This window comes from Acinetobacter sp. YH12200, assembly GCF_013418175.1.
Classification (GTDB): domain Bacteria; phylum Pseudomonadota; class Gammaproteobacteria; order Pseudomonadales; family Moraxellaceae; genus Acinetobacter; species Acinetobacter pseudolwoffii.
Map to the genome: position 1 here is coordinate 27,686 of NZ_VPCO01000021.1, position 26,968 is coordinate 54,653.

Below are 26,968 nucleotides of genomic sequence, written 5' to 3' on the forward strand. Positions count from 1 at the left end.
GTCTACATATTGCCAAGCCAAATTAAGCCTAAGCTAAGACCAAGAAAAAACACTTCACTAATAAATCTAAGCAAGGCTCCTACAAATAATTATATATAGGTGAAATGTATGACCCTGGGTTTAACCGCATTAGAGTTAGCGCGAATACAATTCGCCTTTACTGTCTCTTTTCATATTATTTTTCCTGCAATCTCAATCGGATTGGCCAGCTTTTTGGCGATTCTGGAATGGCGCTGGCTCAAAACCCAAGACCCGATTTATCGGGATCTGTTTAAGTTTTGGGTGAAAATCTTCGCTGTAGCATTTGGGATGGGCGTGGTCTCTGGCGTGGTCATGAGCTATCAGTTCGGCACCAACTGGAGTGAATTCTCCCGGATTGCAGGTGGCGTGACTGGCCCATTACTGGCCTATGAAGTTCTTACCGCCTTTTTTCTGGAAGCGGGCTTTTTGGGAATTATGCTCTTCGGCTGGGGACGGGTGGGGCCACGTGCACACTTTTTCTCGACCTTGATGGTCGCGGTAGGCACCTGTATCTCGATGTTCTGGATTTTATCCTCCAATAGCTGGATGCAAACGCCGCAAGGCTTTGCCATCGAAAATGGTCTGTTTGTCCCCAAAGACTGGATCGCCATCGTATTTAACCCGTCATTTCCCTACCGTTTGGCGCATATGGCCATTGCTGCCTTTTTGGTTTCTGCATTGCTGGTGGCAGCCACAGCAGCCTGGCATCTTATTCAGGGCCGTCGTGATGCCTTGGTCAAAACTTCATTTTCCATGGCAATGTGGCTGATTCTGGCACTTGCGCCGCTACAGGTTTTGGTGGGTGATGTACATGGTCTAAATACGCTTGAACATCAACCCGCCAAACTGGCGGCAATGGAAGGTCATTGGGAAACCAATCATGATGGCGGCATGCCTTTATATCTGTTTGGACTGCCAGATATGCAGGCTGAGGAAACCAAATATGCCATCGCCATTCCTAATCTGGGCAGCTTGATCCTGACACATTCCATGGACGGTACTGTCACCGGCTTAAAGGATTTTGTACCTGAAGACCGTCCTAATTCGGCAATCGTGTTCTGGAGTTTTCGGATCATGGTCGGGCTAGGAATGTTGATTCTACTGCTGGCAATCTGGGGGGCATGGTCACGTAAAAAAGGTCGCTTTTATGAATCCCGAGGATTACATCGGTTTGCCCTGATTATGGGGCCTTCCGGTTTTATTGCCATGCTGGCTGGGTGGTTTACGACGGAGGTTGGCCGTCAACCCTGGGTGGTCTATGGCATCATGCGTACCAAAGATGCCCTATCGCCGGTATCGGCAGAGCAGGTAGGCTTGACCCTGATTATCTTTGTCGTGGTCTACTGTGTGGTCTTTGGCGCCGGTATTTATTATATGTTGCGACTCATGCACAAAGGCCCGGAATTTATTCATTCTACACCCCCACATGAAATTGATAGTGACGTAATTCAGGCATCTCGCCGGCCATTGAGCAGTATTCGCGAGAGTATTGAGGATGGGGCCGATAATGCAGATCAGGAGAATAAAAAATGATTGATTTGTCATTGATTTGGGTGGTGATCATCGCCGTTGGTGTCCTGATCTATGTCATTCTGGATGGTTTTGATCTGGGCATTGGCATTCTATTTCCGTTTTTTCCGCATCAGGATGACCGTGATGTGATGATGAATACTGTTGCGCCTGTCTGGGATGGCAATGAAACCTGGATGGTATTGGGTGGCGCAGGTTTATTTGCAGCATTTCCGCTGGTCTATTCCACCGTATTATCTGCACTGTATATGCCGATCATCCTGATGGTGATTGCGCTGATCTTCCGTGGTGTTGCTTTTGAATTCCGTTTTAAGGCCAATCGCAGTAAACATTGGTGGGACAAAGCCTTTATTGGTGGTTCTGCGCTGACCAGCTTCCTGCAAGGGGTGATTTTAGGCGCTTATATTCAGGGAATTGAAACCCGAAATGGCATTTATGCGGGCGGCGGGCTGGACTGGTTGACACCATTTAGCCTGTTTACCGGTCTGAGTGTCATGGTGCTGTATGCTGCCTTAGGCTGTGGCTGGCTGATTTTTAGAACGGCCGATCAGTTACAAGACCGTATGTATCAGCTAATGCCAAAAATGATTATCGCCTTATTGATTATCCTGGGCGCTGTCAGTATTTATACGCCGCTGACTCATCCGCAGATTGCGGAACGCTGGTTTAGTCAGCCACAATTTATGTATCTCATGCCCGTGCCGATCTTAGTCCTGTTATTTACCTGGCTGGCTTTACGTGCCTGCAAACAACGTAAGGAACTTAGCCCATTCATGTACATGCTGGTGCTGGTTTTTCTGGCCTATACCGGATTTCTGATCAGTCTCTGGCCTTATATCATTCCACCGTCAGTGACCATCTGGGAGGCGGCAGCGCCAGAAAGTAGTCAATTATTTACCTTAATTGGTGCTTTATTACTTATTCCAATCATTCTGATTTATACCGGCGTGTCGTACTGGGTATTCCGCCATAAAGTGCGGGTCGGGGATGATGGCTATCATTAAGGAGCAACAATGAAAGGGAAGCAGATATTATGGTTTGTGGGCCTATGGATTTTAGGCTTCGTTACTCTGGCTTTAATTGCAGGCGCATTCAGGTTTTTTGTCCATCTGGCGTATTAATTTAAAAATTAAAAAGTGATCTGGCGAGCCGGATCACTTTTTAATAGCGAAGAGAAATCAGCAAAGATTAGGATTTTACCTGTTTTCGATACACACTTGGGCGTACAGGTCGGCTACTTTTCCAGAGTCCTTTTTTCTGTTTTTTGGCTTTGTTTTGCAAGTCCAGCATATAGCGTAAATGGTTTTTATCTTTAATATAATCTTCGTAGACCCATGCTGCGCCGCGTTTCACGATTTCTTCATTGATATTTTTACGATAGCGGTAAACGACGCCGACGCAGCGACCATAACGGTCAATATCTGTAATTTTCACGCGAACTATTTTGTTTTTCACCATGCTTTTAACTAGACGCTGTGACTCTTTGCCATAGCTTTGGCTGGATTCTGGCGCATCCACATAGGCAAAACGTAGTCTGGTTTCAGAACGTCTAATATTGAAACGGTAGCAGGTGAGGGTATCCCCATCGCTAACCGCCTTAACACGACACCAGTATTTCTGTCCTTTTTTAAAGGGACGAAATATATCCTTGAGGTAAATGGTGAGTTTGTGCAGCAAATAATAGGAAAAGCATAAGGCAAATAAACCCAGCACAATTTGCCAGGTGGGAGAAAGAGGCAACAAGCTAAAATCCAGATCATCAAAAAAAGCTGCAGAAGAACAACAGCAAGCAGATGCATGATTGTAGAGGAAAGCCCCAAGCACTAGAGTTCAAAAGCTAAACAGTCAGTGTTTCATTTTGTATTTATAAATAGCCTAAGAGATTTAGGTTGAGCCTGACATTTCAGGCTACAATACCAACCATTAGAATAGCCTAAGCAAAATTAATATCCACTTAAAATAGCCTAAGTAAAAATGTTATTAATTTCGCTTCGCAAAAATTGATGTCTTTTATTTTGCTGTAAATCTTTGTGCCAATACATTCCCATATTAATCTTAGGCAGTTGCACAGGCACTTCAAAAAAATTCAGAATTTTGGCTATCTGTAAATGCTCTAAGATATTGCGTGGCATAGTCAACATCGCTTGGGGATATTGCTCCAAAATTTGCAACGCAGTTGAATAATGCTGACAGCGTAAAAAAATTTGTCTTGAAAGCTGCTTACGGCTCAAATACAGATCTTCAATTAGGATACCTGTACGGCGAGATGATACGCCTATATGTGGGGAGGAAAGATAGGATTGTTCTGAAATTTTATTTTGCTGCGTACAGACGACAAATTCATCTTGTACTAAGGGTTCAAACTGAATTTTATCTCCCAGTTTTTGCTCAAGATCCATGACAAAATCGACCTGCTGCGCTGCCAGGTCAGCACTGATATTTTTACGATCCAGTTTGATGCTACTAAACTGAATATCCAGATTCATTTTCTGAAAATGTGCCACCAACTTTGGAAAAATCATTGGTTCAATTTCATCATGTACGGCAATTTTTAAACTTTGCACCATATTTGGTTGAAATTGTTGATGCTGAATAGAAATACTTTGAATCGTCATCAGGGCATTTTTAATGGCGGGATAAATCTGTTCAGCAAACGGCGTGGGTTGCATTTTTGCACCAAAACGTACGAACAGATCATCCTGCAACTGATTTCTGAGCCGCTGCAAAGCGTGACTGGCAGCAGATTGGGTGATACATAATCGCTGTGCTGCTTTAGAAATACTGTTCTGTTCAAAAATAGCGACAAAAAGTGGATATAAATTGATATCTATACGATGGAAAACACTCATATCCATCAGTGTTTTATTATGAATGCTATGCATGATGAGCTATGGATTAAAATCATTTTATTCATAATAGTTTTTAAGTTAAGGTCTTGTAAAGCAGAATACAAAATATCCAGAGGGAAATAGCCATGTTTGAGTTATCCGCACGCGCGCAAGACTATGTTGAACGAACTAAAAAATTTATTAAAGATGAAATCGAAGCTGTTGAAGCCGATTTTTGGCAGCAAGTGCATGAGTTAAATCAAGGCAGTGACTGGACCAAATGGCAATGGCCGACTGAACTGGAAACTTTAAAAGCCAAAGCCAAAGCAGCAGGGCTGTGGAATATGTTTCTGCCATGTCCTGAACTGGGCCAAGGTTTATCAGTCAATGAATATGCTCATATTGCCGAGCTTTCGGGCCGTAGCCTGATTGCACCGACCGTATTTAACTGTAATGCGCCAGACAGCGGCAATATGGAAGTCCTCTGGCGTTATGGCTCTGAAGAACAGAAACAGCAATGGCTTTTGCCATTACTTGAAGGCAAAATCCGTTCTGTATTTTGTATGACTGAACCGGCGGTGGCTTCTAGTGACGCGACCAATATGCAAGCAACGGCGGTCATCGAAGGCGATGAAATTGTTCTGAATGGCCGTAAATGGTGGTCATCAGGTCTGGGCGATCCCAATGCCAAAGTCATTATTTTTATGGCACATACGCCAGATGAAAGCAAAGACCGTCATCATCAGCATTCCATGGTTCTGGTTCCTGTCGATACGGCGGGTGTGAAAATCGAAAGAATGTTACCGGTATTTGGCGACTATGATGCACCGCATGGTCATGGTGAAGTCAGTTTTGAAAATGTCCGCGTTCCAGTTGCCAGTTTTATTGGTGGTGCCGGTCAAGGCTTTGAAATTGCTCAAGGTCGTCTCGGGCCAGGCCGTATTCACCACTGTATGCGTTGTATCGGCGCTGCGGAAAAATCTTTGGAGCTGATGATTGACCGCGGTATGAGCCGGACTGCCTTTGGTAAAGAAATTTTAAAACTGGGTGGTAATCTGGAACGTGTTGCTGAAGCACGGGTCGCGATTGATCAGGCACGTCTTTTAACCTTGTATGCAGCCTATAAAATGGATACTTTAGGGAATATGGCGGCTTTGACTGAAATCTCGGCCATTAAAGTGGTTGCGCCAAGTGTATTAGAAAAAGTAGTGGACATGGCCATACAAATTCACGGTGGTGCTGGTGTCTCCCGTGATACGCCACTCACCGGATTCTTTGCTCAGGCACGTGCCCTACGTTTGGCGGATGGACCAGATGAAGTGCATAAAGGTATGATCGCAAAACTGGAACTGGCTAAACGCGGTTACAGTACACGCCATAAAAAATAAGCTTAAACACGATATAAAGTTTGAAGACATTTGAAAAAGAATTGAAGGAAAAATTATGGCAGTTATTGATGTCGGTGGATCGGTTCGTGCAGGTGAGGAACTGGATGTTCAGGCTGTAGGAAACTGGCTGATTGGGCAGGGCGTTCAACTTGAAGGCCCGGTCGAAGTTACTCAATATTCGGGTGGCGCATCGAACTGGACTTATCGTCTGAAATATGACAATGCCGATTTAATCCTGCGTCGTCCACCCAAAGGTACCAAAGCCAAATCTGCCCACGACATGGCCCGTGAATTTAAGGTTCAGTATGCACTTTCCGAGTTTTATCCGGTATTACCAGAGATGGTGGCACTTTGTCAGGATGAATCCGTGATTGGCTGCGACTTCTATGTGATGAAACGCATTGAAGGCATTATTCCACGCGCCAATTTACCCAGAAAACTGAATTTTAATGAAGCTCAGGTACGTGAACTGTGTATTAACGTCATTGATAAGCTGATTGAGTTGCATCAGGTGCCTTATGTGGGTACTGAACTGGAGAAATTAGGCAAAGGCGAGGGCTATTGTCATCGTCAGGTAGATGGTTGGGATGTACGTTATGCCAAAGCCAAGACCTTGAATGTGCCATCTTTCAGATATGTCCGTCAGTGGCTTAAAGACAATACCCCAGCGGATGCTAAAACCTGTCTGATTCACAATGACTGGCGTTTTGATAATGTCATTTTAGATCCAAACGATCCGACTCAAGTCATTGGCGTTCTGGATTGGGAAATGGCGACACTCGGTGATCCATTGATGGATCTGGGTTCAGCTTTGGCTTACTGGGTTGAAGATACGGATAATGCAATTTTTAAAGCCACACGTCGTCAACCCACCAACTTAAAAGGCATGTTTAGCCGTAAAGAAGTGGTGGATTATTATCTGGAAAAAACCGGATTAACCCCTGAAAACTGGACCTTCTATGAAGTCTTTGGAGTTTTCCGTTTGGCGGTGATCGCGCAGCAAATTTATTATCGCTATTATCATAAACAGACCAATAATCCAGCATTTAAAGATTTCTGGATTGTGATTCATGCCTTGCATATTCGTGCCTTAAAACTGATTGGCCGCCAGAAAATTGAGGCCAATGATATTGCACAGAAATATATGACCAAATTTAAGGAGTTGATGCCGAAATGACGACGATTTATTTAATCCGCCATGGACAGGCGTCTTTCGGTGCAGAAAGCTATGACAAACTTTCTCCAAATGGTGAATTACAAGCCAAATTATTGGGTCGCTATTTTGATGAAATTTTAAAAGAAGCACCTTATGTGGTGGCAGGCTCCATGCAGCGTCATCAACAAACGGCGCAATTGGCCTTGGCTGAATGTTTTCCTGAAAGTGAGCCAGTTACAGATTCAGCCTGGAACGAATTTAATCATCAACAAGTCTTTGCTCAATATGAGCCACGCTTTAATCAACCTGAACTGTTGAAAGAAGATGTATCGCAGCATGCCAATCCACGCACCTATTTAAGTAAAATTTTTGAAGGTGCAATTGAGCGCTGGACTGGCGGTGACTATCACCATGAATATGAAGAATCCTGGCCGGATTTCAAACAGCGGGTGGAAACGGCATTGCAGCATTTGTGTGATGATCTGGCTGAAAAGAAACCGCGCTATGCTGTAGTGTTTACGTCGGGCGGGGTCATTTCGGTTGCTGCGGGCAAAATTCTCGGTTTGTCTCCGAATAAAACCTTTGCTCTAAACTGGGCAATTACCAATACCAGCATGACCACGCTACGTCTGGTAGGCAACCAACCCCAGCTATTAAGCCTAAATGAACATCATTACATTAAAGCGCAACGTCCGGATTTATTGACCTGGATTTAAATCTGTACCGCAAATCTGATCGCTTAGAAAAATAAAGGAATAAGGTAAAACACATGGCAAAAACAATTTTAATTACTGGTGCAAGTTCAGGAATTGGTGCAGGTATGGCACGCGAATTTGCTCAGAAAGGCTATAACCTGGCCATCTGCGCGCGTCGCCTGGATCGTTTGGAAATACTTAAACAAGAGTTGGAGAGTCAATACGGCATTCAAGTAATTGCTAAAACTTTAGATGTCACTAATTATGATCAGGTCTTTGACGTATTTCGTGCTTTTAAACAAGATTTTGGCACGATTGACCGGGTGATTGTCAATGCCGGAGTTGGTGAAGGCCGTCGTATTGGCAAGGGAAACTTTGCCATTAATAAGGCCACAGTTGAAACCAATTTTATTTCGGCCTTGGCGCAATGTGAAGCAGCAGTAGAGATTTTCCGGGCGCAAAATTCAGGCCATCTGGTCATGATTTCTTCAATGAGTGCCATGCGCGGTATGCCTAAACATTTAACCGCTTATGGTGCAAGTAAAGCAGGTGTTGCACATCTGGCCGAAGGGATTCGTGCCGAACTGATTGATACGCCAATCAAAGTCACCACAATTTTCCCGGGCTATATTCGTACCGAACTTAATGAAGGCGCCAAGAAACTGCCATTTGAAGTGGATGAAAAAACCGGATCGCGTTTACTTGCTGCTGAAATTGAAAAAGCGCCAGTAAAGGCTTATGTGCCAAAATGGCCATGGCTGCCATTGGGTCTGGCGATGAAAATATTGCCGCTGAAATTGGTGAATAAATTAGGCTAAGGTTTAAAATCTAAAAGCTCCATAAGGGGCTTTTTACTTTTCTAGAACTTCAGAACTTTTTTTGCTGGTAATTTCACTTGAAAAAATTGCTTTGCAAAGTCAACGCTAATGCTAGCGTTAGCAAAGTTGCAGATAAAAATGTGCCAAATACATGCACTATCCTGTGTAAAGAAAACAAAGCTCGTTAATTCGATTAATCAGGATCAGGTAGTTTGATAAGCTTTTAATAATGAAATATTTATTATTTCAAGGCAAACCAAGTTTAATTAATATAGAGATAAATTGCTGTTAAAAAGCAGATTTTTTAGAGACTGAATCTCATAAAAAATTACGCATGACCTCCCTGTATTTTTATTCATCTTAGAAAAAGTGCCAAAATTGTCCAAAACTTGGACATACTCGCTCGGACAGTCAAAAGATCACTTCTCTTTTTTTTAATTTCCTTTAATGTGCAACTGTCCAGAAATTAAAGGTTCTCTATATGTCTACATCTTCAGAGATGACAGACCAGCAGCGTATCTCCAAAGTTAGAACTGTGGTGACACAGGCAGGTGAAGATTTACGTAACCGTTATCCAATATTGAAACATCAAAATTTTATTGGTGCCAGTATTCTCGGTTTTGCCTGGATCGGTATGGTTTTATGCGCATTGGCCTATGCCTATGGCTATCTTTCTGTATGGCTGACGATTCCTTTAATTGCAATTTTTGCTTCATTAACGCATGAATTAGAGCATGACTTAATTCATTATATGTATTTCAAAAAAACGCCCTGGGCACATCACTTGATGCTGGCTTTGGTGTGGTTGGCGCGTCCAAATACCATTAGTCCGTGGGCACGTCGTCGTTTACACCTGCATCATCATAAATATTCTGGAACTGAACATGATCTGGAAGAACGTGGAATCAGCAATGGTATGCCCTGGGGAATTCGCCGGATTTTGATCATCAGTGATCAATTGATGTCGGTTTATCTGCGTCCTTTTCAGATGTTTAAAATGATCCATCTTTTTCTGGAAAAACAGCCTGAAAAAGAACGTAAAATTGCCATGATTTCCCAGCTATTGGGCTTTGTGCCATTAAGCATTCTTTATTATGGCTTATTTTATTTATTTGTCGTGTTCCATGTTTCAAATGCAATCGTGCCTTTATTTGGCTATGAGATGCGCTGGTCGCAAGTCGTAATCGAAGCAATGCCAATCATTAATTTTATTGCAGTCATCTGGCTGATTCCCAATTTTATCCGTTCATTTAGCCTGCAATTTGTCAGCTCGAATATGCATTATTATGGCGATATTGATCCGAGGGATGTCATCAAGCAAACACAAGTACTGACGCCTTGGTGGATGATGCCATTTCAGTTGTTTTGCTGCAATTTTGGGGCCACGCATGCGATTCATCACTTTGTCGTTAAAGAGCCTTTTTATATTCGTCAAATGACCTCGAAAACGGCGCATAAAGTGATGAAAGAAGTGGGCGTACGTTTTAATGACCTGGGCACATTTAAACGTTTAAACCGCTGGAATGATATTCAAACAAAATAAAACTAAATTAAAAAAATCCTGCAAATGCAGGATTTTTTTATCTACTCTTTGGAATTTGCAAAGAAGTGCAGCAAAGCATCTTGCAATATCACCTGCCAAATTGCATAGGAATGTGCGCCTTCATAAACCTGATATCTGACCTCATGCCCTTTGGATTTTAAAGCTTGTGCCACGATGGGTGACGTTTCCAGAATACTTAAGTCATTGTTGGTACGCGAAGATTCATAACGATTCGCTGAAATATGAAAATACTGTTGAGGCTGTTTTTTTAAATTATGAATTAATTGATTCATACCATTGATTTTTGAGTGTGGTTCAGGTGACCACCAGAACGAGCCGGATAAAGGCACAGCATGACTAATGTGCTGCGGATTTTCTAAGGCAAGATAAGCTGCTCAGCCCTCCTAAACTGGAGCCGAGAAGAACTGTTTTTTGCTTATCACGTACGATTTTCTGATCGAGCCAAGGCAAAAATTCCTGATTAAAAAAACCTGAAAATTCCGGGTAAAGAAAATAGCCGTGATATAAGATTGTTGTGCAGTTTTTTTAGATTGATAGATTTCAACGCGACGTTGATTTTTTAAAAACTGGCTGGATAGCTGATAACGTTTTAGTTCAGGCTGCGGATGATCTGGATAGCGTTTAGGATCGATAAAGGGAGGGGCTTGATCCAGGGCGATAATATTTTCATTCCTCAGTTTAGAGGCAGTATTTTCTTTAAGCCAGCGTTTTGGATTCAATGGATCAAGTTGTAATACCTGCAATACAGCACGGCGCTGCGCCTGGGGTTCTTTGAGTTCTGGGTTTAAATGTGCACAGTAATTCGATAGATAACCCTCCAAATTTGGTAAATCCACTGCAAAACTATAACTGCCGATATAGCGACGGTTCACAATATTTTCCTTAAACCAGATCTCGGTATCGGGCAGGCGAGTCAACCATTCATGATCATTACTCGGGCCACCGACCAGACGCATATTATGTTTGGCTGTTTTCCATAAAAAAATCAGTCGAACATGATCCTGATCAAGTGGCTCAATAATGGGTGTAGTTTGATTTTGCACTTTTCCCAGAATTGTTGGATTAATCCGGCTCGGTTTTCAGGAGACTGCTTTAATTGCTGCTGTAAACTTTTTAACAGGTCGCTTTCGGGTTGAACTGCTTCACACGCTGCAGCATAAGGTGCTTGCTCCATTGAGGAAGGTGAATCTGCCAAACTATGTAATGATAGTGCGCTTAGTAAGAGTGTGCTTAAGTATAAGTATTTCAAATCATCCCCCAATTAATTTTAAAAATAGTAATGATAATTATTATCAATTATAAACACAGATTTGTCTTTCAATTATTTTTATATATTTATTCAATTATTTACATGATGTTTTATCAAAACTCATAGCATGACAGGTTACAATAAAGTTCTAATTCATTGTTTTATATTTAAAGTATAGATTTATGTGGCTGAAAATATCGACTCTTGCATTAATTCCAGTATTGGTAATTCAGGGCAATCGCGTCAAAAAAAACACTGTGCAACTCCCAGAACCGGAGGGTGAACGTGAAGGAACGTGCGGTCAAGGCCAGCCGCTTTCTATACTGATTGTCGGCGATTCTGCGGCTGCCGGCGTTGGGGTAGAGCATCAGGATGATGCATTGCTGGGCGCCATTTTAAAAGATTTGCAGCATAACTTTAAAATTCAATGGAAATTGCATGCAAAAACAGGGGATAGCACAGCTAAAGTGATTCGTGCCATAGAACAACTGGAGACAGAACATTTTGATGTGGTCATTAGCTCAGTTGGTGTAAATGATGTAACCAAGCTCATGCCGGCTGATATCTGGATTCAAAAACAGAAAAAACTGTATGCCATGATTCAACAAAAATTCAGCCCTGAACTGATCATTGCAGCAGGTGTACCACCCATGAATATGTTTCCGGCATTACCCAATCCTTTGGCCTGGCTGTTTGGTCAATATGCCAAGAAAATGAATCAGCAGCTAGCAAGATTTGTTGAAGATCAGGCAAATATGCAATGGATTGAATACAATATTGAAAAGTATCGTGCCATGAATTTACAAATGGCAGCAGATGGTTTTCATCCGAGTAAGGAAGTCTATACACTTTGGGGACAAGAAGTGGCTAGCAAGATTCGGCAGAAATTCTAAAATAGTTGAAAGTTCTTAATTTAATTAATCCTATGTCTGATATTGAAACGCATCCATTAGCACCTTTTTTACCGCCCAATGCCAAGTTGTTGATGCTGGGTAGTTTTCCACCACCAGCAACGCGTTGGAAAATGAACTTTTATTATCCAAATTATCAAAATGATATGTGGCGGATTTTTGGTTTAATTTTCTTTCAAAATAAAGACCATTTTCTGGATATTGAAAATAAAAAATTTCAGGAACAATTAATCCGGGATTTTTTAATTGAAACGGGGATTGCGATTTTTGACAGTGCCTATCAGATCCGACGCTTGAAAGGGAATGCTTCGGATAAATTTCTGGAAATTGTCGTGCCGACCAATCTGCAAGATTTACTGGTACAGATGCCTGAATGTCACCATATTATGACCACCGGTGACAAGGCAACAGATACATTGATGCTGTCTATGCCAGAGGATGCTGAAAAGCCCAAAATTGGGCAACCGACACAAACCCGGTTTAATGGTCGAGAATTACATTTATACCGTATGCCTTCATCTTCGCGGGCTTATCCACTTTCCTTGGAAAAAAAAGCCGAAAGTTACCGGCTGATGTTTGAATATGTGGGGCTGGTTTAATATTTAATCCAATAATTAGATGAAAATGGTTAGAGAAGTTTTAGGTTAAAAAAGAAATAAACTTACTATTTATAAGTTATTAACCTTATTTATTCACATATTTGGATATTCGACCCAGCGATAGCTTTTGATTTTAATCTCCCGGACATGATGAAAGCTGGACCAGATTAACTGGCTACCTTTGGTCCATTTTAAAGCTCGAATACGAGACTCCACCTGCTGTATTTCCTCTGGCGAGGCCGGACGTAAAGGGCCAATTTCTGCATATAAGCGTACTCCTGGATAACGCTTAAATTTACCTTTAAGCAACGAATGAATCCAAAACAGTTTGCTACTGTTGACGGCCTGTATGCAGGCCATGGGTTGATGCTGTAAATTTTCAGAAAAAGTAGTGGAATAAGTATCAAAAAAGAAACCCGCACTGGTCTTTTTGTTGAGAAATATGGTTCCAATCGGAGTAATACTAGGAAAACCTTTGCAATTGACTGTTGCAATAGAGCAATGCATGGCAGCCCGTTGTGCATCAGCGACCACTTGGCGTATCTGATGCCATTCATTATCAGAAATCATGTCTTGATTCTCTTATTATTTTTTATAAATTTTATAACAACTTACTTAGCTTGGCATTGTCTGAAAAAATTGAAGATAGGGCAATTTAATCAATCTAAAATGCTATTTACATCATAAAAAAAGAGCCACATGAGCTCTTTAAAAAATAGAAAACTCGGCGATTAACCATCATATTCCACATAGTCCCACAGGTTTAAACGGGTTTTAATTTCCTGACGGATCTCTGGCAACATCGGCAATAACGTCCCATCAATCCATAAACTGAGCGCCTGTGCAGAGAGCAATTGCTGTTGTTCATCGACTAATTGTGCGCCTTTAAGCATGATTCCTGTTTCTTCAGATGTTTCAGTTTCGACACCTTTAAATAAAACCTGAAGTTCATGGCCACTATCGTGAATCAACCACTCTAACTCGAGCTGTATATTTTCACTGGATTTTAGAACAACTTGACCCTGAATAATATCGGATTCAGACAGACAATCATGTTCTACCCGAATTTTGGCCAAATACCATTCTTGCTGAGATAAATCATGGAGAGTTTTTACAGGCGTCAGGATATCACTGAATTTAAACTGACGGCTTAAATCAAAAAATTGCATGGGAGTAGAGGGCGAAAAATCGCAAAATATTGGAAAAGTTGAATTTTAAAGCAAGGCTAATCGCCTGTAAAACCCTTTAAGCGATGATAGCGCCAGATGACTTGACGCTACCATGCCCCCGGAAAATGGATTATGTACGTTGTGTAATGCCAAATTAATTACAATGTCATTACATCAGCCATTCCCCCGGGAATTTCGTCACCAGATTCATCATAAAACGCTGAAATTTTGTGGTTTCAGGGTCATGTACATGCTGAATAGTACGGCCATCTTTTTGGTGCTCTAACCAGATTATTTCATCTTTTTCATTTAGTTTGAGCTGATAGGCCACACGCGGTAAAAATTGATTCATCGCATTAGAGATTTCCTTTTGAAAATCTTCCGATTTAACCACCAAACCGACTTCGGTGTTCAGATAAGCTGAACGCGGATCAAAATTAAATGAACCCACAAACACCATACCATCCAGATCAAAAAATTTGGCATGTAGACTCGAACTGTTTTTATTTTTGGCAGGGATGATGTCACCGGTCATAATTTCATACCAAGTCCGTTCTGGCCGGACTATATAAGGTTTAAACTCCCAGAGTTCGATGCCATTTTTCAAGAGTTGCTGACGATATTGCTGATAATAAGCATGTACCACAGCTACATCATTGGCCTGAAAAGAATTGGTCAGGATTCTAATTTTGACACCCTGTTGTGCACGCATACTTAAATAATCTGTGCCTTTTTGTGTGGGAATAAAATACGAGGAGACCAGTTCCAGATGATTTTTCGGCTCGCCCATCAGTTCAAGCATATGGGTGTAAATATAATCGCCATTTTTTGCATGCGGACGTGCTTTTGCAGGTGTATCCGCGACAAAATAAGCCGGTGCCCAGTAGATAGGTTGTTTCTTTAAGTGCTCTGCAACTTGTTTTTCGGCAATACCTACTCGGCGTTTTAATTCAGTTTCATCCACTTCTTCGCGCGCAAAATCAGCTCTTAGCCTTTTTAACATTTCCGGATGACCTGAATCATTCAGAATCTGCCGAACATCATAACTCAGCTTATCATTCCAGAAATTGATGAAGGTCTGATTGGCATTTTCTACGGGTTGACCTGCAAAGAAAATATCGACATCGGTAAACTGGAAATTTTCGCTGGCATCAAAGTATTCACTGCTGATATTACGGCCACCAGTGACAGCTGCGGTACCGTCTGCAATGATCAGTTTATTGTGCATGCGATGATTAATCTGTTTCATTCTAAAGCCATAATCCAGCGCACGTAAATGACGGAATTTATAAGGATTAAAAATCCGCACTTCAAAGTTTGGGTGTTGGCTTAAGGCCAGCAGTTTATCATCAAGCTGGGTGCCATTTTGGTCATCAATCTGCACTCGCACCTTGACACCGCGATCTGCGGCTTTTAACAGCTGGGCCAGCATTATGTTGCCGATAAAATCATCCTTCCAGATGTAATATTGCAGATCCAGATGATATTGGGCTTTATTGATCAGGTGCAAACGTGCGGCCATACTCATAAAACCATCATAGAGTGGTAAAAAAGCAGTTTTTCCTTCATTCATCTGCTGTTTTGAAATTTGATTATCAATCCAGTGCGCAGGTCGAACCGGCGTGATTTCTGCTTGTTCAGCAGTATTTGCAGCCAGTTCGCAGCCAGAAAGAATCATGCTCAAAGTTAAAATGTTCAAACAAACAAAAGGTGAAGGGTTAGTCATTGATGTTCCATTAATTATAGGATTTTTTATTCCTTATCTTCTGATGTTAATAGTTGAATCTCCGAATAGAAAGAGGTTACTGTTAGTCATCTGTAAATCAGCAAAAAAGGATAGTTTTACATGAAATCACGTGCAGCGGTTGCGTTTGGTCCAGGTCAGCCCTTAAAGATCGTGGAAGTAGATGTTGCTCCACCCAAAGCAGGTGAAGTATTGGTAAAAATTAGCCATACCGGAGTGTGTCATACCGATGCATTCACGTTGTCTGGTGAAGATCCTGAAGGCGTATTTCCGGCGATTTTAGGCCATGAAGGCGCAGGTGTGGTGGTCGAAGTTGGTGAAGGTGTCACCAGTCTGAAACCGGGCGATCACGTAATTCCGCTTTATACTGCTGAATGTGGCGAATGCTTGTTCTGTCAATCTGGCAAAACCAACTTGTGTGTGGCTGTGCGTGCAACTCAAGGTAAGGGTGTCATGCCGGATGGAACCACACGTTTTTCTTATAATGGTGAGCCGATTTATCATTATATGGGCTGCTCAACCTTTTCTGAATATACCGTGGTTGCTGAAGTTTCCCTGGCAAAAATCAATCCTGAAGCCAATCATGAGCATGTGTGTCTGCTCGGCTGTGGCGTAACCACTGGTATTGGTGCGGTGCATAACACGGCCAAAGTCCAAGAAGGCGACAGTGTTGCAGTATTCGGTTTAGGCGGTATCGGTCTGGCTGTGGTACAAGGTGCACGTCAGGCCAAAGCAGGTCGTATTATTGTGGTAGATACCAATCCGGATAAATTTGAACTGGCAAAACAGTTTGGTGCCACAGATTTCTTAAATCCAAAAGAATTTGATCAGCCAATCCAGCAAGTAATTGTAGAAATGACGGGTTGGGGCGTAGACCATTCATTTGAATGTATCGGTAATGTTGATGTGATGCGTTCAGCGCTTGAATGTGCGCACCGTGGCTGGGGTCAGTCGGTGATTATTGGAGTCGCTGGAGCAGGTAAAGAAATTTCCACCCGTCCATTCCAGTTAGTCACAGGCCGTAAATGGATGGGGACTGCATTTGGTGGAGTGAAGGGTCGTTCACAATTACCAAGCATGGTAGAACAATCCATGAAAGGTGAAATTCAACTTGAACCTTTTGTGACGCATACCATGCCGCTTGAACAGATCAATGATGCTTTTGACCTGATGCATGAAGGCAAATCAATTCGTACCGTTATTCATTTTGAATAAGTGAGCGTTTGATTTTGAAAAGACTGGTTTAATACCGGTCTTTTTTATGTGCGTTTCACTTAATTCAGGATACATTAGTGCATGAAAGCCTGACAGAGAATCACTGAACTAACACAAAGCTGCTAATGTCATTACATTCGAGATGCTTATATTAAATAGAGCGTATCAAAATACGTGATTAAACCATTTTAAAGAATAAGGATAAGCGCTATGTCGAATGATAATTTTGATCGTGATGTAATAAAAAACTCTCCTAAAGATGTGCGTGATGATTTAAATGCCGATCCAATTACCGGTGAACCGGGCGCACACCCTGTTGGTACAGGTGTAGGCGCTGCAGGTGGCGCAGCAGCAGGTGTAGCCATTGGTGCAGCAGGTGGCCCTGTAGGTGCAGCTGTGGGTGGGGTTGTTGGTGCAGTGGTCGGCGGTCTGGCAGGTAAGGGTGTCGGCGAAGCGATGAACCCAACAGAAGAACAAGCTTATTGGCGTGATAATTCCATTAATACACCATACTATTCAGAGGCTCGTACCACCTATAGCGATCTGGATTATGACCGTGATTATGATACGGCGTATCGGGTCGGTTATGAAAACCGCGGCAGCTATGATGCCAATACCCGTTTTGAAGATGTTGAACCTGAGCTTAGAGTAAAATGGGAACAGATGAAGGGCCAATCGCGTTTAAACTGGGAACAGGCGAAATATGCGGTACGTGATGCCTGGAATCGCGTTACACACTAATTTTTAATCTGTGTATTGAATTTGATTGGCAAGACCTATATTAAATTTACAGGTTTTGCCAATTTTATCGATATTCAACACTATTCAGTAAATTGATAAATAAAAGTAGAAAAGTTAATAAATATTTTTTTATATTTAATGCTTGTCAAATGCGCAGAGACCGCGTATTTTAATTTTAGATTCACATTTTATGAAAGACATAACATGTTAAAGCAACCTATCATTTCAAACGCATATTTTTATTTCTGGCAGTTTAGATAATTGCCTGAATGCGTTTGGGCAATGAACAGGTTGCCCACCAGTTTATACCTGATCGGCAACCCTGATCAGGTTTTTTTATGCTTATCATTTTTACAAAACTTTGGAGACAGCCATGACAAACTTTAACTATTCATATTTTAACAACTTTTATTGGTCTTACTTTAGTCAGCTCATGACACTCTCGACCTCGTTAATTAGACCCATAACGCTCAAATAAAAGTTTGGACTGATTGCCAGTCCCAGGATTAAAGTCATGAATACCTTAAATACATCACAACAACATCACGCTGAAACCATTTTAACTTTACCTCAGCAACTGAAACAGCAATTGCCCCTGTCTGCGCAATTGGCTCATCAAGTCGCTGAACAACGTCAAACCATTCAAAATATATTAGAAGGCAAGGACCATCGTTTAATGGTGGTTACAGGCCCGTGTTCCATTCATGACGAAGCCTCGGCTTTAGAATATGCAGAAAAATTAAAACAGCTACAAGCCCAGGTGTCTGATCAAATTTTTCTGGTCATGCGTGCTTATATCGAAAAACCACGCACGACCGTGGGCTGGAAAGGTTTTCTTTACGATCCGAACCTCGATGGTTCTTCCAATATGCAATTGGGCCTGGAAAAATCCCGTGCTTTATACCTTAAAATTATTGAAATGGGCTTGCCAATTGCATCTGAAATTTTAAGTCCGATGGCAACTGCTTATTTTGATGATCTACTGGCTTGGGGTGCCATTGGCGCACGCACTAGTGAATCGCAAATTCACCGTGAAATCTCAAGTCACATGCCCTACAGCATCGGTTTCAAAAACGGCACTGACGGTTCAATCCAGATTGCTCTGGATGCAATCCAGTCTGCCTCTCATCCGCATCAATTCCTAGGCATGAGTCAGTCCGGTTTACCCTGTATTTTAAACTCTCAGGGCAATCCTAAAGCACATTTGATTTTACGTGGCTCAAACAGTGGGCCGAATTACCAGTGCTCAGAAATCGAGAAAATCAAAGCGAAACACTCAGCAGAATTGCCAGCACTGGTGATTGACTGTAGTCATGGCAACAGTGCAAAAAATCCAATGCTGCAAGCTAAAGTGCTGGAGCAAATCGTCGCAGAACGCCTGCAGACCAATGTTCGCGGCGTAATGCTGGAAAGTCACTTGGTGGATGGCAACCAGAAAATTTCTGCAGAGATGGTGTATGGTCAATCAGTTACTGATGGATGTCTGGGCTGGGTAAAAACTGAACAGTTGTTGCTTGGCATTGCTCAGCATTTATCGCTTCGCTGTCTAAAACGCAGTGCATAAAGCTTTAAAAGCACTTTCTCTGAACAGGTTTGGTGAAAGTGCATTTTATTTTAGAAGCTTAAAGTGCTTCCCAGTAAATTGACTTAACATGAAATACATCACACAAATAAGATGATAAATTTTATAAAATAAATAAAATCTGTTTGTGTCCTCTTATAAATCCCTACACAATTAAAAGACAATATATCCATTTGAATATATAACCTTTTTTTCAATAATTTAATGTCATGGCAGGTTGTTTGGGGATCTTGATGTTTGCAACAGAGCTCTTAGAAGAAGCACGAAAATTCATGCACCACATGCTGACCAAAGTGGTCGAATATGGTGGTTCAGATTTATTTATTACCGCCGACTTTCCACCGAGTATTAAACATCAGGGTTTAATGAAGCCTTTTGGACAGCAAGAACTGACGGCTGAAAAAACCAAGCTGTTTGCCTATAGCCTGATGAATGAAAAGCAGCGCAAGGAATTTGAAACGGAACTGGAGTGCAACTTTGCTATCACTGTGCCGGGTGTTTCGCGTTTTCGGGTCAACGTGTTCCAGCAACAACTCAATGTTGGCATGGTGATTCGTACTATTACCGCAGAAATTCCAAATTTCCAGAAGCTCAAACTTCCTGATTCACTTAAACATGTGATTATGGAGAAACGTGGTCTGGTGCTGGTGGTCGGGGGAACCGGCTCAGGAAAGTCAACCTCGCTCGCTGCGATGATTGACTACCGCAATGAAAATTCAGCCGGGCATATTATTACCGTGGAAGATCCGGTGGAGTATGTACATAAACATAAAAAATCCATGATTACGCATCGTGAAGTCGGCGTGGACTGTCATTCCTGGCACAATGCGCTGAAAAATACCTTGCGTCAGGCACCCGATGTGATTCTGATCGGGGAAATTCGTGATACTGAAACCATGGAACATGCGATTGCTTTTGCCGAAACCGGGCATCTTTGTCTGGGAACTTTGCACTCCAACAATGCCAATCAGACTTTAGACCGGATTATTAACTTCTTCCCGGAAGAGCGCCGCAATCAGTTATTGATGGATTTATCCTCGAATATGAAGGCGATTATTTCCCAGCGTCTGATTCGGACGCAGGATGGTAAAGGCCGTCGTGCAGCGATTGAAATCATGTTAAATACGCCATTGATTTCCGACCTGATTTTGAAAGGTGAGTTTCATGAGCTGAAAGCGATTATGGCAAAATCCCGTGAATTGGGGATGCAAACCTTTGACCAGGCCTTATTTGAATTGTATAACCAGGGCGAAATTTCTTATGAGGAAGCGTTACGCAATGCCGACTCCACCAATGAATTACGCTTACAGATCAAGCTAAAAAGTAATCGTCAGGATAATGCAGCAGTCGGAGAAAGTACGCAGTTTTCTATGCTACAAAAACCAAAACCTGAAGAAAAATCAGCAGAAAATCAAGCTGTAGCTGAATAAAGACTGTCTTGGGAAACAATCAAAACAGGTAGATTTGAATTCTGCCTGTTTTGGGTTAGCTATTTTTGACTGCTTTAGCCTGAACCACCAGATGAAAATATCCCATACTACTTAGGGTCAAGACAGCACAAATCACAAAAGCAGTTTGATAACTATAAGCGGCAATGATAGCACCGATCAGGACTGAGCCAATGGCAATACCCAGATCATAGCAGGTATAAAAAGTCGAAGTTGCGTAGCCAATCCGGTGTTTTGGTGCACGTTGAATGGCTAAGGTTTGAATGCACGGTTGCACACTACCAAAACCGACTCCGACCAGAACCGCAGCCAGCATAAATCCCCATAAAGTCTGAATCTGGCTCAGTAAAAACAGACCCAGACTAAAAGCCAGCAGTGCCGGATAAATCACGTATTGTGGACCTTTGCGGTCATAAATTTTTCCAGTGATCGGACGCAGGCTCATCATGGAAATTGCAAATACCACAAAGAATAAACCGGCATAGGCCATTAAATCCTTACTGGCTGCAAATGGCGCGATAAAAGACATGATGCTGGCATAAGAAAAGGAAATCAGCATGGCAAGTCCTGCCACAGGCAGTGCTTTCTTTTCGACAAAATCAGTCAGCCCTAGTGATGTTTTCTTGTCGGTGTGGTCGATCATTTTTTCAGGCTCTTTGACCGGAATCAGTAAACAGAAGATAAAGCCGATAAAAACCAAAGCGATCAACAAGGTGCTGACCTGAAAATAAGACCAGTATTCAATCAAGCTCAGACCAATTAAAGGCCCCAGGACAATTCCCAGATTGACAGACATGACAAAATAACCCATGCCTTCGCCTTTACGCTGTTCTGGAATAAACTGGTTGACCACCGGCACACAGGCTGTGGTCAGAATACTAAACCAGATGCCATGCAAGAAACGGATGATAAACAGAATCGTGAGCTGATCAGCGAGCAGGTAAGCTAAGGAAAAAAGACTGAAAAATATTTCTGAGACAATTAAAGTTTTGCGTATGCCGAATTTTTCGATAATTAAGCCACTAAAAGGACGTACTGCAATGGCAGAGACCATAAATAAGGTCATGGCCAGACCAGCTTGGGTCAGATTACCACCTAATTCCTTTAAGATATAAATTGGCAAAATTGTGGTTTGCGCAAAATAAAAAATAAATAAAAACAGGTTGTTGGCCAGACACAGTACAAATGACTTGGTCCATAACGGCGCTACAATGGCATTCATGATTATCCTAAAATGATGGGTGATGAGACGCTGGTCTTAGAATGGAAAATTATTGTTATAAATAAGTGTGGCATATTCAGGAGTGCAGCGCGCCCTGTTCAGTACTTTAGGAAATATACGTGAAAAATACAATAATATTTTAATATGAATATATGTAATTGAAGCCGATTGGGAAAGCTGAACAATATCTATGGCATAAAAAAAATCAGCCCGCAGGCTGATTTTCTAAATATAAGCGGGTTTATAGGCCAGCTTCATATGCTGTATTGGAGAGCAGGTGTTCAACATCTGACATATTGTCTGGTTTGATTTTATAGATCCAGCCTTTGCCATAGGGATCGTCATTAATAAAATCAGGATCATCTTCAAGATCAGGATTGATTTCAACAACAATACCAGAAACAGGTGCATGAATATCAGACGCAGTTTTGACCGATTCAACTACACCGGCTTGCTGACCCGCAGTGATGTGTGAATCAAGATCTGGTGCCTCTACATAGACCAAATCACCTAATGCATCCTGTGCATGGTCGGAAATACCGGTCACAACAAGATCACCCTCAATGCGTACCCATTCATGCGTACTTGCGTACTTTAATTCTGAAGGATGATTCATTGATAACTCCTTAAAAATCTTTAGATCATTTTTGACATGTTTTATACATTCTTTTTGGCCAAAACAAAAGGCTTATGACCCTTTATAAATAAGGATCTTTGCGCCAGTTGCTCGGGCTGCGACCACTCCAGCGTTTAAATGCCCGGCTAAAATTGGCGACATCACTATAACCAAGTTCATCAGCAATCTGCTCCAAGCTAAAGTCGGTCCGGGACAATAACGACGTCGCATGCCGGTAGCGTACTTCATCGACCAGCGTAGAAAAAGAGGTACCTTCAGCCGCCAGCTGACGTTTTAGGGTGCGGTCGGACATATGCAGACGATCTGCCACACTTTCAATACTCAGATAATGCTGCTCGGAATGGGTTAGAATATCACGGACCCGCATCGCAATCCGGTGTCGCTCGCCCAAGGCCGAGAGTTCAGTTTCACACTGGTTAATTGCAATCTGACTGGCAATCGGGTCGGCATGTACCAGCTTGTTCATCAGGTAGCTCTTATCAAAGCTCAAGATCAAATGCGGCTGTTCAAAGCGAAACTGATGATGTGGAAATTTGGCCATAAAGCGCTCAAAGCCTTCCGGTTTTTTGAAATCAAAATCGATTTCTCCAGCGGCATAATCAATTCCGGTAATGGCCTTGGCCATACTGATCATGCCAAAAATCAGTGCAATCGAGATTTCGGTGCGTAATGGTTCCAGCTGAATATCGGTTTGCAACTGGACTGTAGCCTTGGCACCAAAGGTGGAAAAGAATAGCTGTAAAAAGGGCATACGCAGCTGGATGAAACGGTTGGCCAGTACTAATGCATCGGTAATATCCTTGGCCGTCATGATGGCATAGCCGATAAAACCATGAATAGAAATCCGCATCTGGGTACCCAGATGATAACCAAGTGTCGGTTCACCGCTCAGCTTGAGGGCATGTTTGACCAGTTCATTGGCCACAGGTGTCGGGATGCGAAAATCAGGATCCGCCAGCTGCTCCGTACTCAGGCCAAAGGACTTGAACAACGATTCGTCATTATATCCCCAGCGGGAAATGACATCGAGCAGCAAAAGAGCGTATACACCTGGAATTCCCTGATCTTGGCGTGGAGCAATTGTTTTCATGCGCGATCCGTTGCACTCACTTAAATTTTTTTATTTATGGTCTGATATTGGCATGAAACTGCCATTTTTTTCATTAAAATTGTTGGACAAAGTTTTGGCTATTGCCACAATCATTGTGGCAGATTAGCCTGAATTTCGCCTAAAAATCAATTTAAACCGGAGAAAATCCTCGTTTAAATACCACAATTTTAGTGGTTGAACTAAAAATCATTTTATGATGCTGGTCAAATGCCTGCGTCTGGTAGCTAACGATCCCACGATCAGTTTTGCTTCTGGAGGGCTGAATATCCATGATTTCGACTTCGACGTGAATTTCATCCCCGGGGCGGGTCGGACAAGGCCAACGCAGATGCGACTCTGAACCAATGAGCCCATAAGCCACAGGAAAACATTCAGTCCACAAGCGCATAACCACTGCCGCAGTATGCCAACCACTGGCGGCAATTCCCTGAAATACCGGATGGGCTGCAGCTTGCTGTTCATCAGTATGAAAGACTTGTGGGTCATAAGCCCGGGCAAAATTTTGAATTTCTTCCAGTCCCATATGATATTTACGGCTGCTAAAGCGGTCAGCGATGTTCAAATCTTCCAAATACAGCATTATTCACGATCCTTCGTTGCTTTGATCTGTTGTTGTATCAGTAATTCGCCCGTTTGACGCTGCCAAAGCTGGGCGTAGATTCCATTTAATGCTACCAGTTCATCATGGGTACCTTGCTCGGCAATTTTGCCTTGATCCATTACAATCAGGCGATCCATCTGGGCAATTGTCGATAAACGATGCGCAATGGCAATTACGGTTTTGCCTTGCATCAGATCATCGAGGCTGTTTTGAATGGCCGCTTCGACTTCAGAATCCAGCGCACTGGTGGCTTCATCCAGAATCAAAATGGGTGCATCTTTTAGAAATACCCGTGCGATTGCAACACGTTGACGTTGACCACCAGAAAGTTTTACACCACGCTCACCGACATAAGCCTCATAGCCTCTTTTGCCGCGTAAGTCGGTCAGATGAGGAATAAACTCTTCTGCTTTGGCTTTACGTACCGCTTCATACATCTCTTGATCGGTTGCATCAGGACGACCATATTTGATGTTCTCTGCAACGGTACGATGCAGCAGCGAAGTGTCTTGAGTCACTAAAGCAATGTTCTTACGCAAACTGTCCTGCGTCACATCTTCAATGTTCTGCCCATCGATTAAAATACGACCTTGGTCAAGATGATAAAAATGCAGCAATAACTGAATCAGGGTCGATTTACCTGCGCCTGAACGTCCCACAATCCCGATTTTTTCACCCGGGCGAATGGTCAGGTTAAACTGGTCAATGACATTTTTATCATTATAGGCAAAGCTGACATTGTCGAATTTAATTTCACCATGCTGAAGCTGTAGCTCTTTGGCATTGGGTTTATCTTCAATGGCAATCTTGCGGCCTAAAGTTTTCATACCATCCTGAATGGTCCCGACATTTTCAAACAGGGCAGAGGTCTGCCACATCATAAACTCGGCAATACTGTTCAGTTTGAGTATCATGGCCGTGGTGGCTGCAATAATGCCCAATTCGGCCTGTCCTTCCATCCATAGCCAGATGGCCGTACCCAACACACCGCCATAGAGAATAATGCTCAGAAATAAAATACTGATTTCATACTGAGCCCCCAGACGCATCTGTTTGTAAACCGTGACCATAAATTCCTGCATGGAGGTTTTAGCATACTGGCTTTCTCGACCAGCATGGGCAAACAGCTTGACAGTCTGGATATTGGTATAGGCATCGGTGACACGGCCGGTCATGACGGCACGCGCATCGGCCTGTGACTTGGAAATCTTGCTTAAACGCGGAATAAAGTACCAGGCCGCACAGATAAATAGCAGTAGCCACACCATCAAAGGGATAACTAAATAGGGAGAAATATTGCCTAAAACGATATTGATGGTGACGAAATAAATCAGCACATAGGCCAGCATATCTCCCAAAATGACCCAGAATTCCCGGATGGCCAGCGCCGTTTGCATGACTTTGGCAGATAGACGTCCGGCAAAATCATTATGGAAAAAATCCAGACTTTGTTTCATCAGTAAATTATGAAAGCGCCAGCGTAACCGCATCGGAAAGTTGCTATACAAGATCTGGTGCTTGATCAGGGATTGGGCACTGGCAAAGAAAATATTGGCCAGCAGGATAATGCTCAGCAAGGTTAGGTTGCTGGCATGTTGCTCCAGAAAAGTATCTGGCTGGCTTTTGCTGAGCCAATTTACCAAATCGCCAATTTTTGAGTAGAGTAAGGCTTCAAAGCTGGCAGCACCGGCCGTACACAGCACCAGAATCAGCAAATAACGACGCACACCGTAGGCTGCCTGCCAGACAAATGGAAAAAACTTGGTCGGTAAAGGTTGATTCAGGTTTTTGGTGGGATAGGGATCAACCAGTCTTTCAAGCCATCGAAACATTATCGTACTCTTATCATGTATTTTGCTTTGGTGATTATAAAGGATTGAATTTTTTTAAGCCTAGGGTTAGATGAAATAGCCACAAAATTATTATCCAAATCAGACTTTACTTTTCATGCCAGATACGTAATTCTAAATCCATAATTATATTAAGGTTTAAACCATTTTTCCTCATAAAAAGAATCAAAAACGAGAGAGCTTAAAGATGAGTATTTGGGTAGTGGCCAGCCGTAAACGAGGCTCAGGAAAAACCACGATTGCGATGTATATCAATGAGTTATTACGTGGGCAAGGCGCGACCTTGCTCATTGATGCCAATCTGGAACCGTATGGTTATGAATGGGCAAATCTGAAAAATAAACAATTTTCTTTCGAGCATCTGGATATCTTAAAACAAGATGGTCGTAGTCTGGATCATCGTCTGGAACTACTGAAACAGCAGTTCGCCTATATTATTGTTGATATTGACGGGCAGGATACATCTGCCTTGCGTTCAGTCCTGAAACATGCAGATAAGCTGATTATTCCCAGTTCCATCAATCCAGAAGATATTCAACTTGAAACCGAACTGGTGCAATTGGCGATTGGGATCGCACAATATAATACTCAATTAAAAATTTATACGGTATTGAATAAGATTCCTGAACAGCAGCAACTTGCAGAAATGAAACAGACACAGCACCTGCTCAAGCATATGCCCGGTGCACAGTTTCTGAACACGGTGATTTATGAGCATCAAAGCTATCATCATTTATTACTAAACGGCGAAAGGATCTGTGAAGAGCAGTTTGACTCAGAACATGATTTTTATAAAATGCTACAAGAACTGATGCAGCCGCAAGCGTCTGTAATCTCAGCCTGAGCATCTCAATATCCAATCTAATATTTGTTTAAGTTGTCGTTTTTT

General features: G+C 42.4%; 26 protein-coding genes and 1 pseudogene. 15 read left to right on the top strand and 12 right to left on the bottom strand.

Features of this window, described 5'->3' with window-relative positions; all coding sequences use genetic code 11:
- Positions 1-108 precede the first annotated feature (108 nt).
- From FTU90_RS12720 to FTU90_RS16160, 3 genes are read left to right on the top strand one after another with little or no spacing between them, the layout of a single operon-like run.
- A complete protein-coding gene (locus tag FTU90_RS12720) occupies positions 109-1,554 on the top strand; it encodes a cytochrome ubiquinol oxidase subunit I (RefSeq protein WP_180072764.1) in 1,446 nt (481 codons plus the stop codon).
- Positions 1,551-2,555, top strand: a complete 1,005-nt coding sequence (gene cydB / locus FTU90_RS12725) for a cytochrome d ubiquinol oxidase subunit II (RefSeq protein WP_005097023.1) — start codon at positions 1,551-1,553, stop codon at positions 2,553-2,555. The genes FTU90_RS12720 and cydB overlap by 4 nt, the downstream gene beginning before the upstream one ends.
- Positions 2,556-2,564: 9 nt before the next feature.
- Entirely contained in the window at positions 2,565-2,672 is a 108-nt protein-coding gene (locus FTU90_RS16160) for a DUF2474 domain-containing protein (RefSeq protein WP_100328576.1), read from the top strand.
- 67 nt (positions 2,673-2,739) lie between these two features.
- Here the strand turns inward: FTU90_RS16160 and FTU90_RS12730 are convergent, their stop codons facing one another.
- Positions 2,740-3,294, bottom strand: a complete 555-nt coding sequence (locus FTU90_RS12730) for a thermonuclease family protein (protein ID WP_005170726.1) — start codon at positions 3,292-3,294, stop codon at positions 2,740-2,742.
- Between the two features lie 221 nt (positions 3,295-3,515).
- Complete coding sequence (locus tag FTU90_RS12735) at positions 3,516-4,433, bottom strand: LysR family transcriptional regulator (RefSeq protein ID WP_180072765.1); 918 nt, start codon at positions 4,431-4,433, stop codon at positions 3,516-3,518.
- Between the two features lie 92 nt (positions 4,434-4,525).
- On the opposite strand from FTU90_RS12735, the gene FTU90_RS12740 reads away from it, so the two are divergent.
- The 5 genes from FTU90_RS12740 to FTU90_RS12760 all read left to right on the top strand — a co-directional run bounded on the left by FTU90_RS12740 (position 4,526) and on the right by FTU90_RS12760 (position 9,979).
- A complete protein-coding gene (locus tag FTU90_RS12740; RefSeq protein WP_005097018.1) occupies positions 4,526-5,767 on the top strand; it encodes an acyl-CoA dehydrogenase family protein in 1,242 nt (413 codons plus the stop codon).
- Between the two features lie 55 nt (positions 5,768-5,822).
- Complete coding sequence (locus FTU90_RS12745) at positions 5,823-6,944, top strand: phosphotransferase family protein (RefSeq protein ID WP_180072767.1); 1,122 nt, start codon at positions 5,823-5,825, stop codon at positions 6,942-6,944.
- Entirely contained in the window at positions 6,941-7,639 is a 699-nt protein-coding gene (locus tag FTU90_RS12750; RefSeq protein WP_180072769.1) for a histidine phosphatase family protein, read from the top strand. Before FTU90_RS12745 ends, FTU90_RS12750 begins: the two co-directional genes overlap by 4 nt.
- 53 nt (positions 7,640-7,692) lie before the next feature.
- Entirely contained in the window at positions 7,693-8,436 is a 744-nt protein-coding gene (locus tag FTU90_RS12755) for an SDR family oxidoreductase (protein WP_005097014.1), read from the top strand.
- Positions 8,437-8,917: 481 nt separating this feature from the next.
- Entirely contained in the window at positions 8,918-9,979 is a 1,062-nt protein-coding gene (locus tag FTU90_RS12760) for a fatty acid desaturase (protein WP_074382733.1), read from the top strand.
- Positions 9,980-10,020: 41 nt separating this feature from the next.
- Here the strand turns inward: FTU90_RS12760 and FTU90_RS16165 are convergent.
- Together FTU90_RS16165 and FTU90_RS16325 are read right to left on the bottom strand one after the other, a co-directional pair.
- Positions 10,021-10,450 (bottom strand): annotated as a pseudogene (locus FTU90_RS16165) (alpha/beta hydrolase-fold protein).
- Positions 10,384-11,043, bottom strand: a complete 660-nt coding sequence (locus tag FTU90_RS16325) for an enterochelin esterase domain-containing protein (RefSeq protein ID WP_373687598.1) — start codon at positions 11,041-11,043, stop codon at positions 10,384-10,386. Before FTU90_RS16325 ends, FTU90_RS16165 begins: the two are co-directional and overlap by 67 nt.
- Positions 11,044-11,431: 388 nt before the next feature.
- Here FTU90_RS16325 and FTU90_RS12770 point away from each other — a divergent pair, with 388 nt between their 5' ends.
- On the top strand, positions 11,432-12,142 hold the full coding sequence (locus FTU90_RS12770; protein WP_180072771.1) for an SGNH/GDSL hydrolase family protein: 711 nt from the start codon (positions 11,432-11,434) through the stop codon (positions 12,140-12,142).
- A gap of 32 nt (positions 12,143-12,174) precedes the next feature.
- Positions 12,175-12,759, top strand: coding sequence for a uracil-DNA glycosylase family protein (locus FTU90_RS12775; protein WP_180072773.1), 585 nt, complete (start codon positions 12,175-12,177; stop codon positions 12,757-12,759).
- Positions 12,760-12,852: 93 nt separating this feature from the next.
- On the opposite strand, the gene FTU90_RS12780 is transcribed toward FTU90_RS12775, so the two are convergent.
- The 3 genes from FTU90_RS12780 to FTU90_RS12790 all read right to left on the bottom strand — a co-directional run bounded on the left by FTU90_RS12780 (position 12,853) and on the right by FTU90_RS12790 (position 15,654).
- Positions 12,853-13,329: a pyridoxamine 5'-phosphate oxidase family protein gene (locus tag FTU90_RS12780; RefSeq protein WP_180072775.1), complete on the bottom strand. Its 477-nt coding sequence runs from the start codon at positions 13,327-13,329 to the stop codon at positions 12,853-12,855.
- A gap of 161 nt (positions 13,330-13,490) precedes the next feature.
- Complete coding sequence (locus FTU90_RS12785) at positions 13,491-13,928, bottom strand: hypothetical protein (protein WP_100328580.1); 438 nt, start codon at positions 13,926-13,928, stop codon at positions 13,491-13,493.
- Positions 13,929-14,097: 169 nt separating this feature from the next.
- A complete protein-coding gene (locus FTU90_RS12790) occupies positions 14,098-15,654 on the bottom strand; it encodes a phospholipase D family protein (RefSeq protein WP_180072777.1) in 1,557 nt (518 codons plus the stop codon).
- Positions 15,655-15,774: 120 nt separating this feature from the next.
- On the opposite strand from FTU90_RS12790, the gene FTU90_RS12795 reads away from it, so the two are divergent.
- The 4 genes from FTU90_RS12795 to FTU90_RS12810 all read left to right on the top strand — a co-directional run bounded on the left by FTU90_RS12795 (position 15,775) and on the right by FTU90_RS12810 (position 20,640).
- Positions 15,775-16,887, top strand: a complete 1,113-nt coding sequence (locus tag FTU90_RS12795) for an S-(hydroxymethyl)glutathione dehydrogenase/class III alcohol dehydrogenase (RefSeq protein WP_005170751.1) — start codon at positions 15,775-15,777, stop codon at positions 16,885-16,887.
- A 210-nt stretch (positions 16,888-17,097) separates the two neighbouring features.
- Positions 17,098-17,628, top strand: a complete 531-nt coding sequence (locus FTU90_RS12800) for a hypothetical protein (RefSeq protein ID WP_005097004.1) — start codon at positions 17,098-17,100, stop codon at positions 17,626-17,628.
- A gap of 514 nt (positions 17,629-18,142) precedes the next feature.
- The gene (locus FTU90_RS12805) at positions 18,143-19,192 is read left to right on the top strand and encodes a 3-deoxy-7-phosphoheptulonate synthase (RefSeq protein WP_074382738.1); all 1,050 of its coding nucleotides are present in this window, start codon (positions 18,143-18,145) and stop codon (positions 19,190-19,192) included.
- Between the two features lie 251 nt (positions 19,193-19,443).
- Positions 19,444-20,640, top strand: coding sequence for a PilT/PilU family type 4a pilus ATPase (locus FTU90_RS12810; RefSeq protein ID WP_074382739.1), 1,197 nt, complete (start codon positions 19,444-19,446; stop codon positions 20,638-20,640).
- A gap of 55 nt (positions 20,641-20,695) precedes the next feature.
- Here the strand turns inward: FTU90_RS12810 and FTU90_RS12815 are convergent, their stop codons facing one another.
- From FTU90_RS12815 to FTU90_RS12835, 5 genes are all read right to left on the bottom strand, one after another.
- Positions 20,696-21,880 (bottom strand): MFS transporter, encoded by a 1,185-nt coding sequence (locus FTU90_RS12815; RefSeq protein ID WP_074382740.1) that lies wholly within the window; start codon positions 21,878-21,880, stop codon positions 20,696-20,698.
- A gap of 241 nt (positions 21,881-22,121) precedes the next feature.
- Positions 22,122-22,496, bottom strand: a complete 375-nt coding sequence (gene gcvH / locus FTU90_RS12820) for a glycine cleavage system protein GcvH (RefSeq protein WP_005097000.1) — start codon at positions 22,494-22,496, stop codon at positions 22,122-22,124.
- An 82-nt stretch (positions 22,497-22,578) separates the two neighbouring features.
- On the bottom strand, positions 22,579-23,607 hold the full coding sequence (locus FTU90_RS12825) for an AraC family transcriptional regulator (protein ID WP_005096998.1): 1,029 nt from the start codon (positions 23,605-23,607) through the stop codon (positions 22,579-22,581).
- 151 nt (positions 23,608-23,758) lie between these two features.
- Positions 23,759-24,208, bottom strand: coding sequence for a MaoC/PaaZ C-terminal domain-containing protein (locus tag FTU90_RS12830; RefSeq protein WP_005096996.1), 450 nt, complete (start codon positions 24,206-24,208; stop codon positions 23,759-23,761).
- A complete protein-coding gene (locus tag FTU90_RS12835) occupies positions 24,208-26,061 on the bottom strand; it encodes an ABC transporter ATP-binding protein (RefSeq protein ID WP_159138092.1) in 1,854 nt (617 codons plus the stop codon). The genes FTU90_RS12830 and FTU90_RS12835 overlap by 1 nt, the downstream gene beginning before the upstream one ends.
- Positions 26,062-26,266: 205 nt before the next feature.
- Between FTU90_RS12835 and FTU90_RS12840 the strand changes: the two genes are divergently transcribed.
- A complete protein-coding gene (locus FTU90_RS12840; RefSeq protein ID WP_180049340.1) occupies positions 26,267-26,923 on the top strand; it encodes a hypothetical protein in 657 nt (218 codons plus the stop codon).
- Positions 26,924-26,968: the final 45 nt, after the last annotated feature.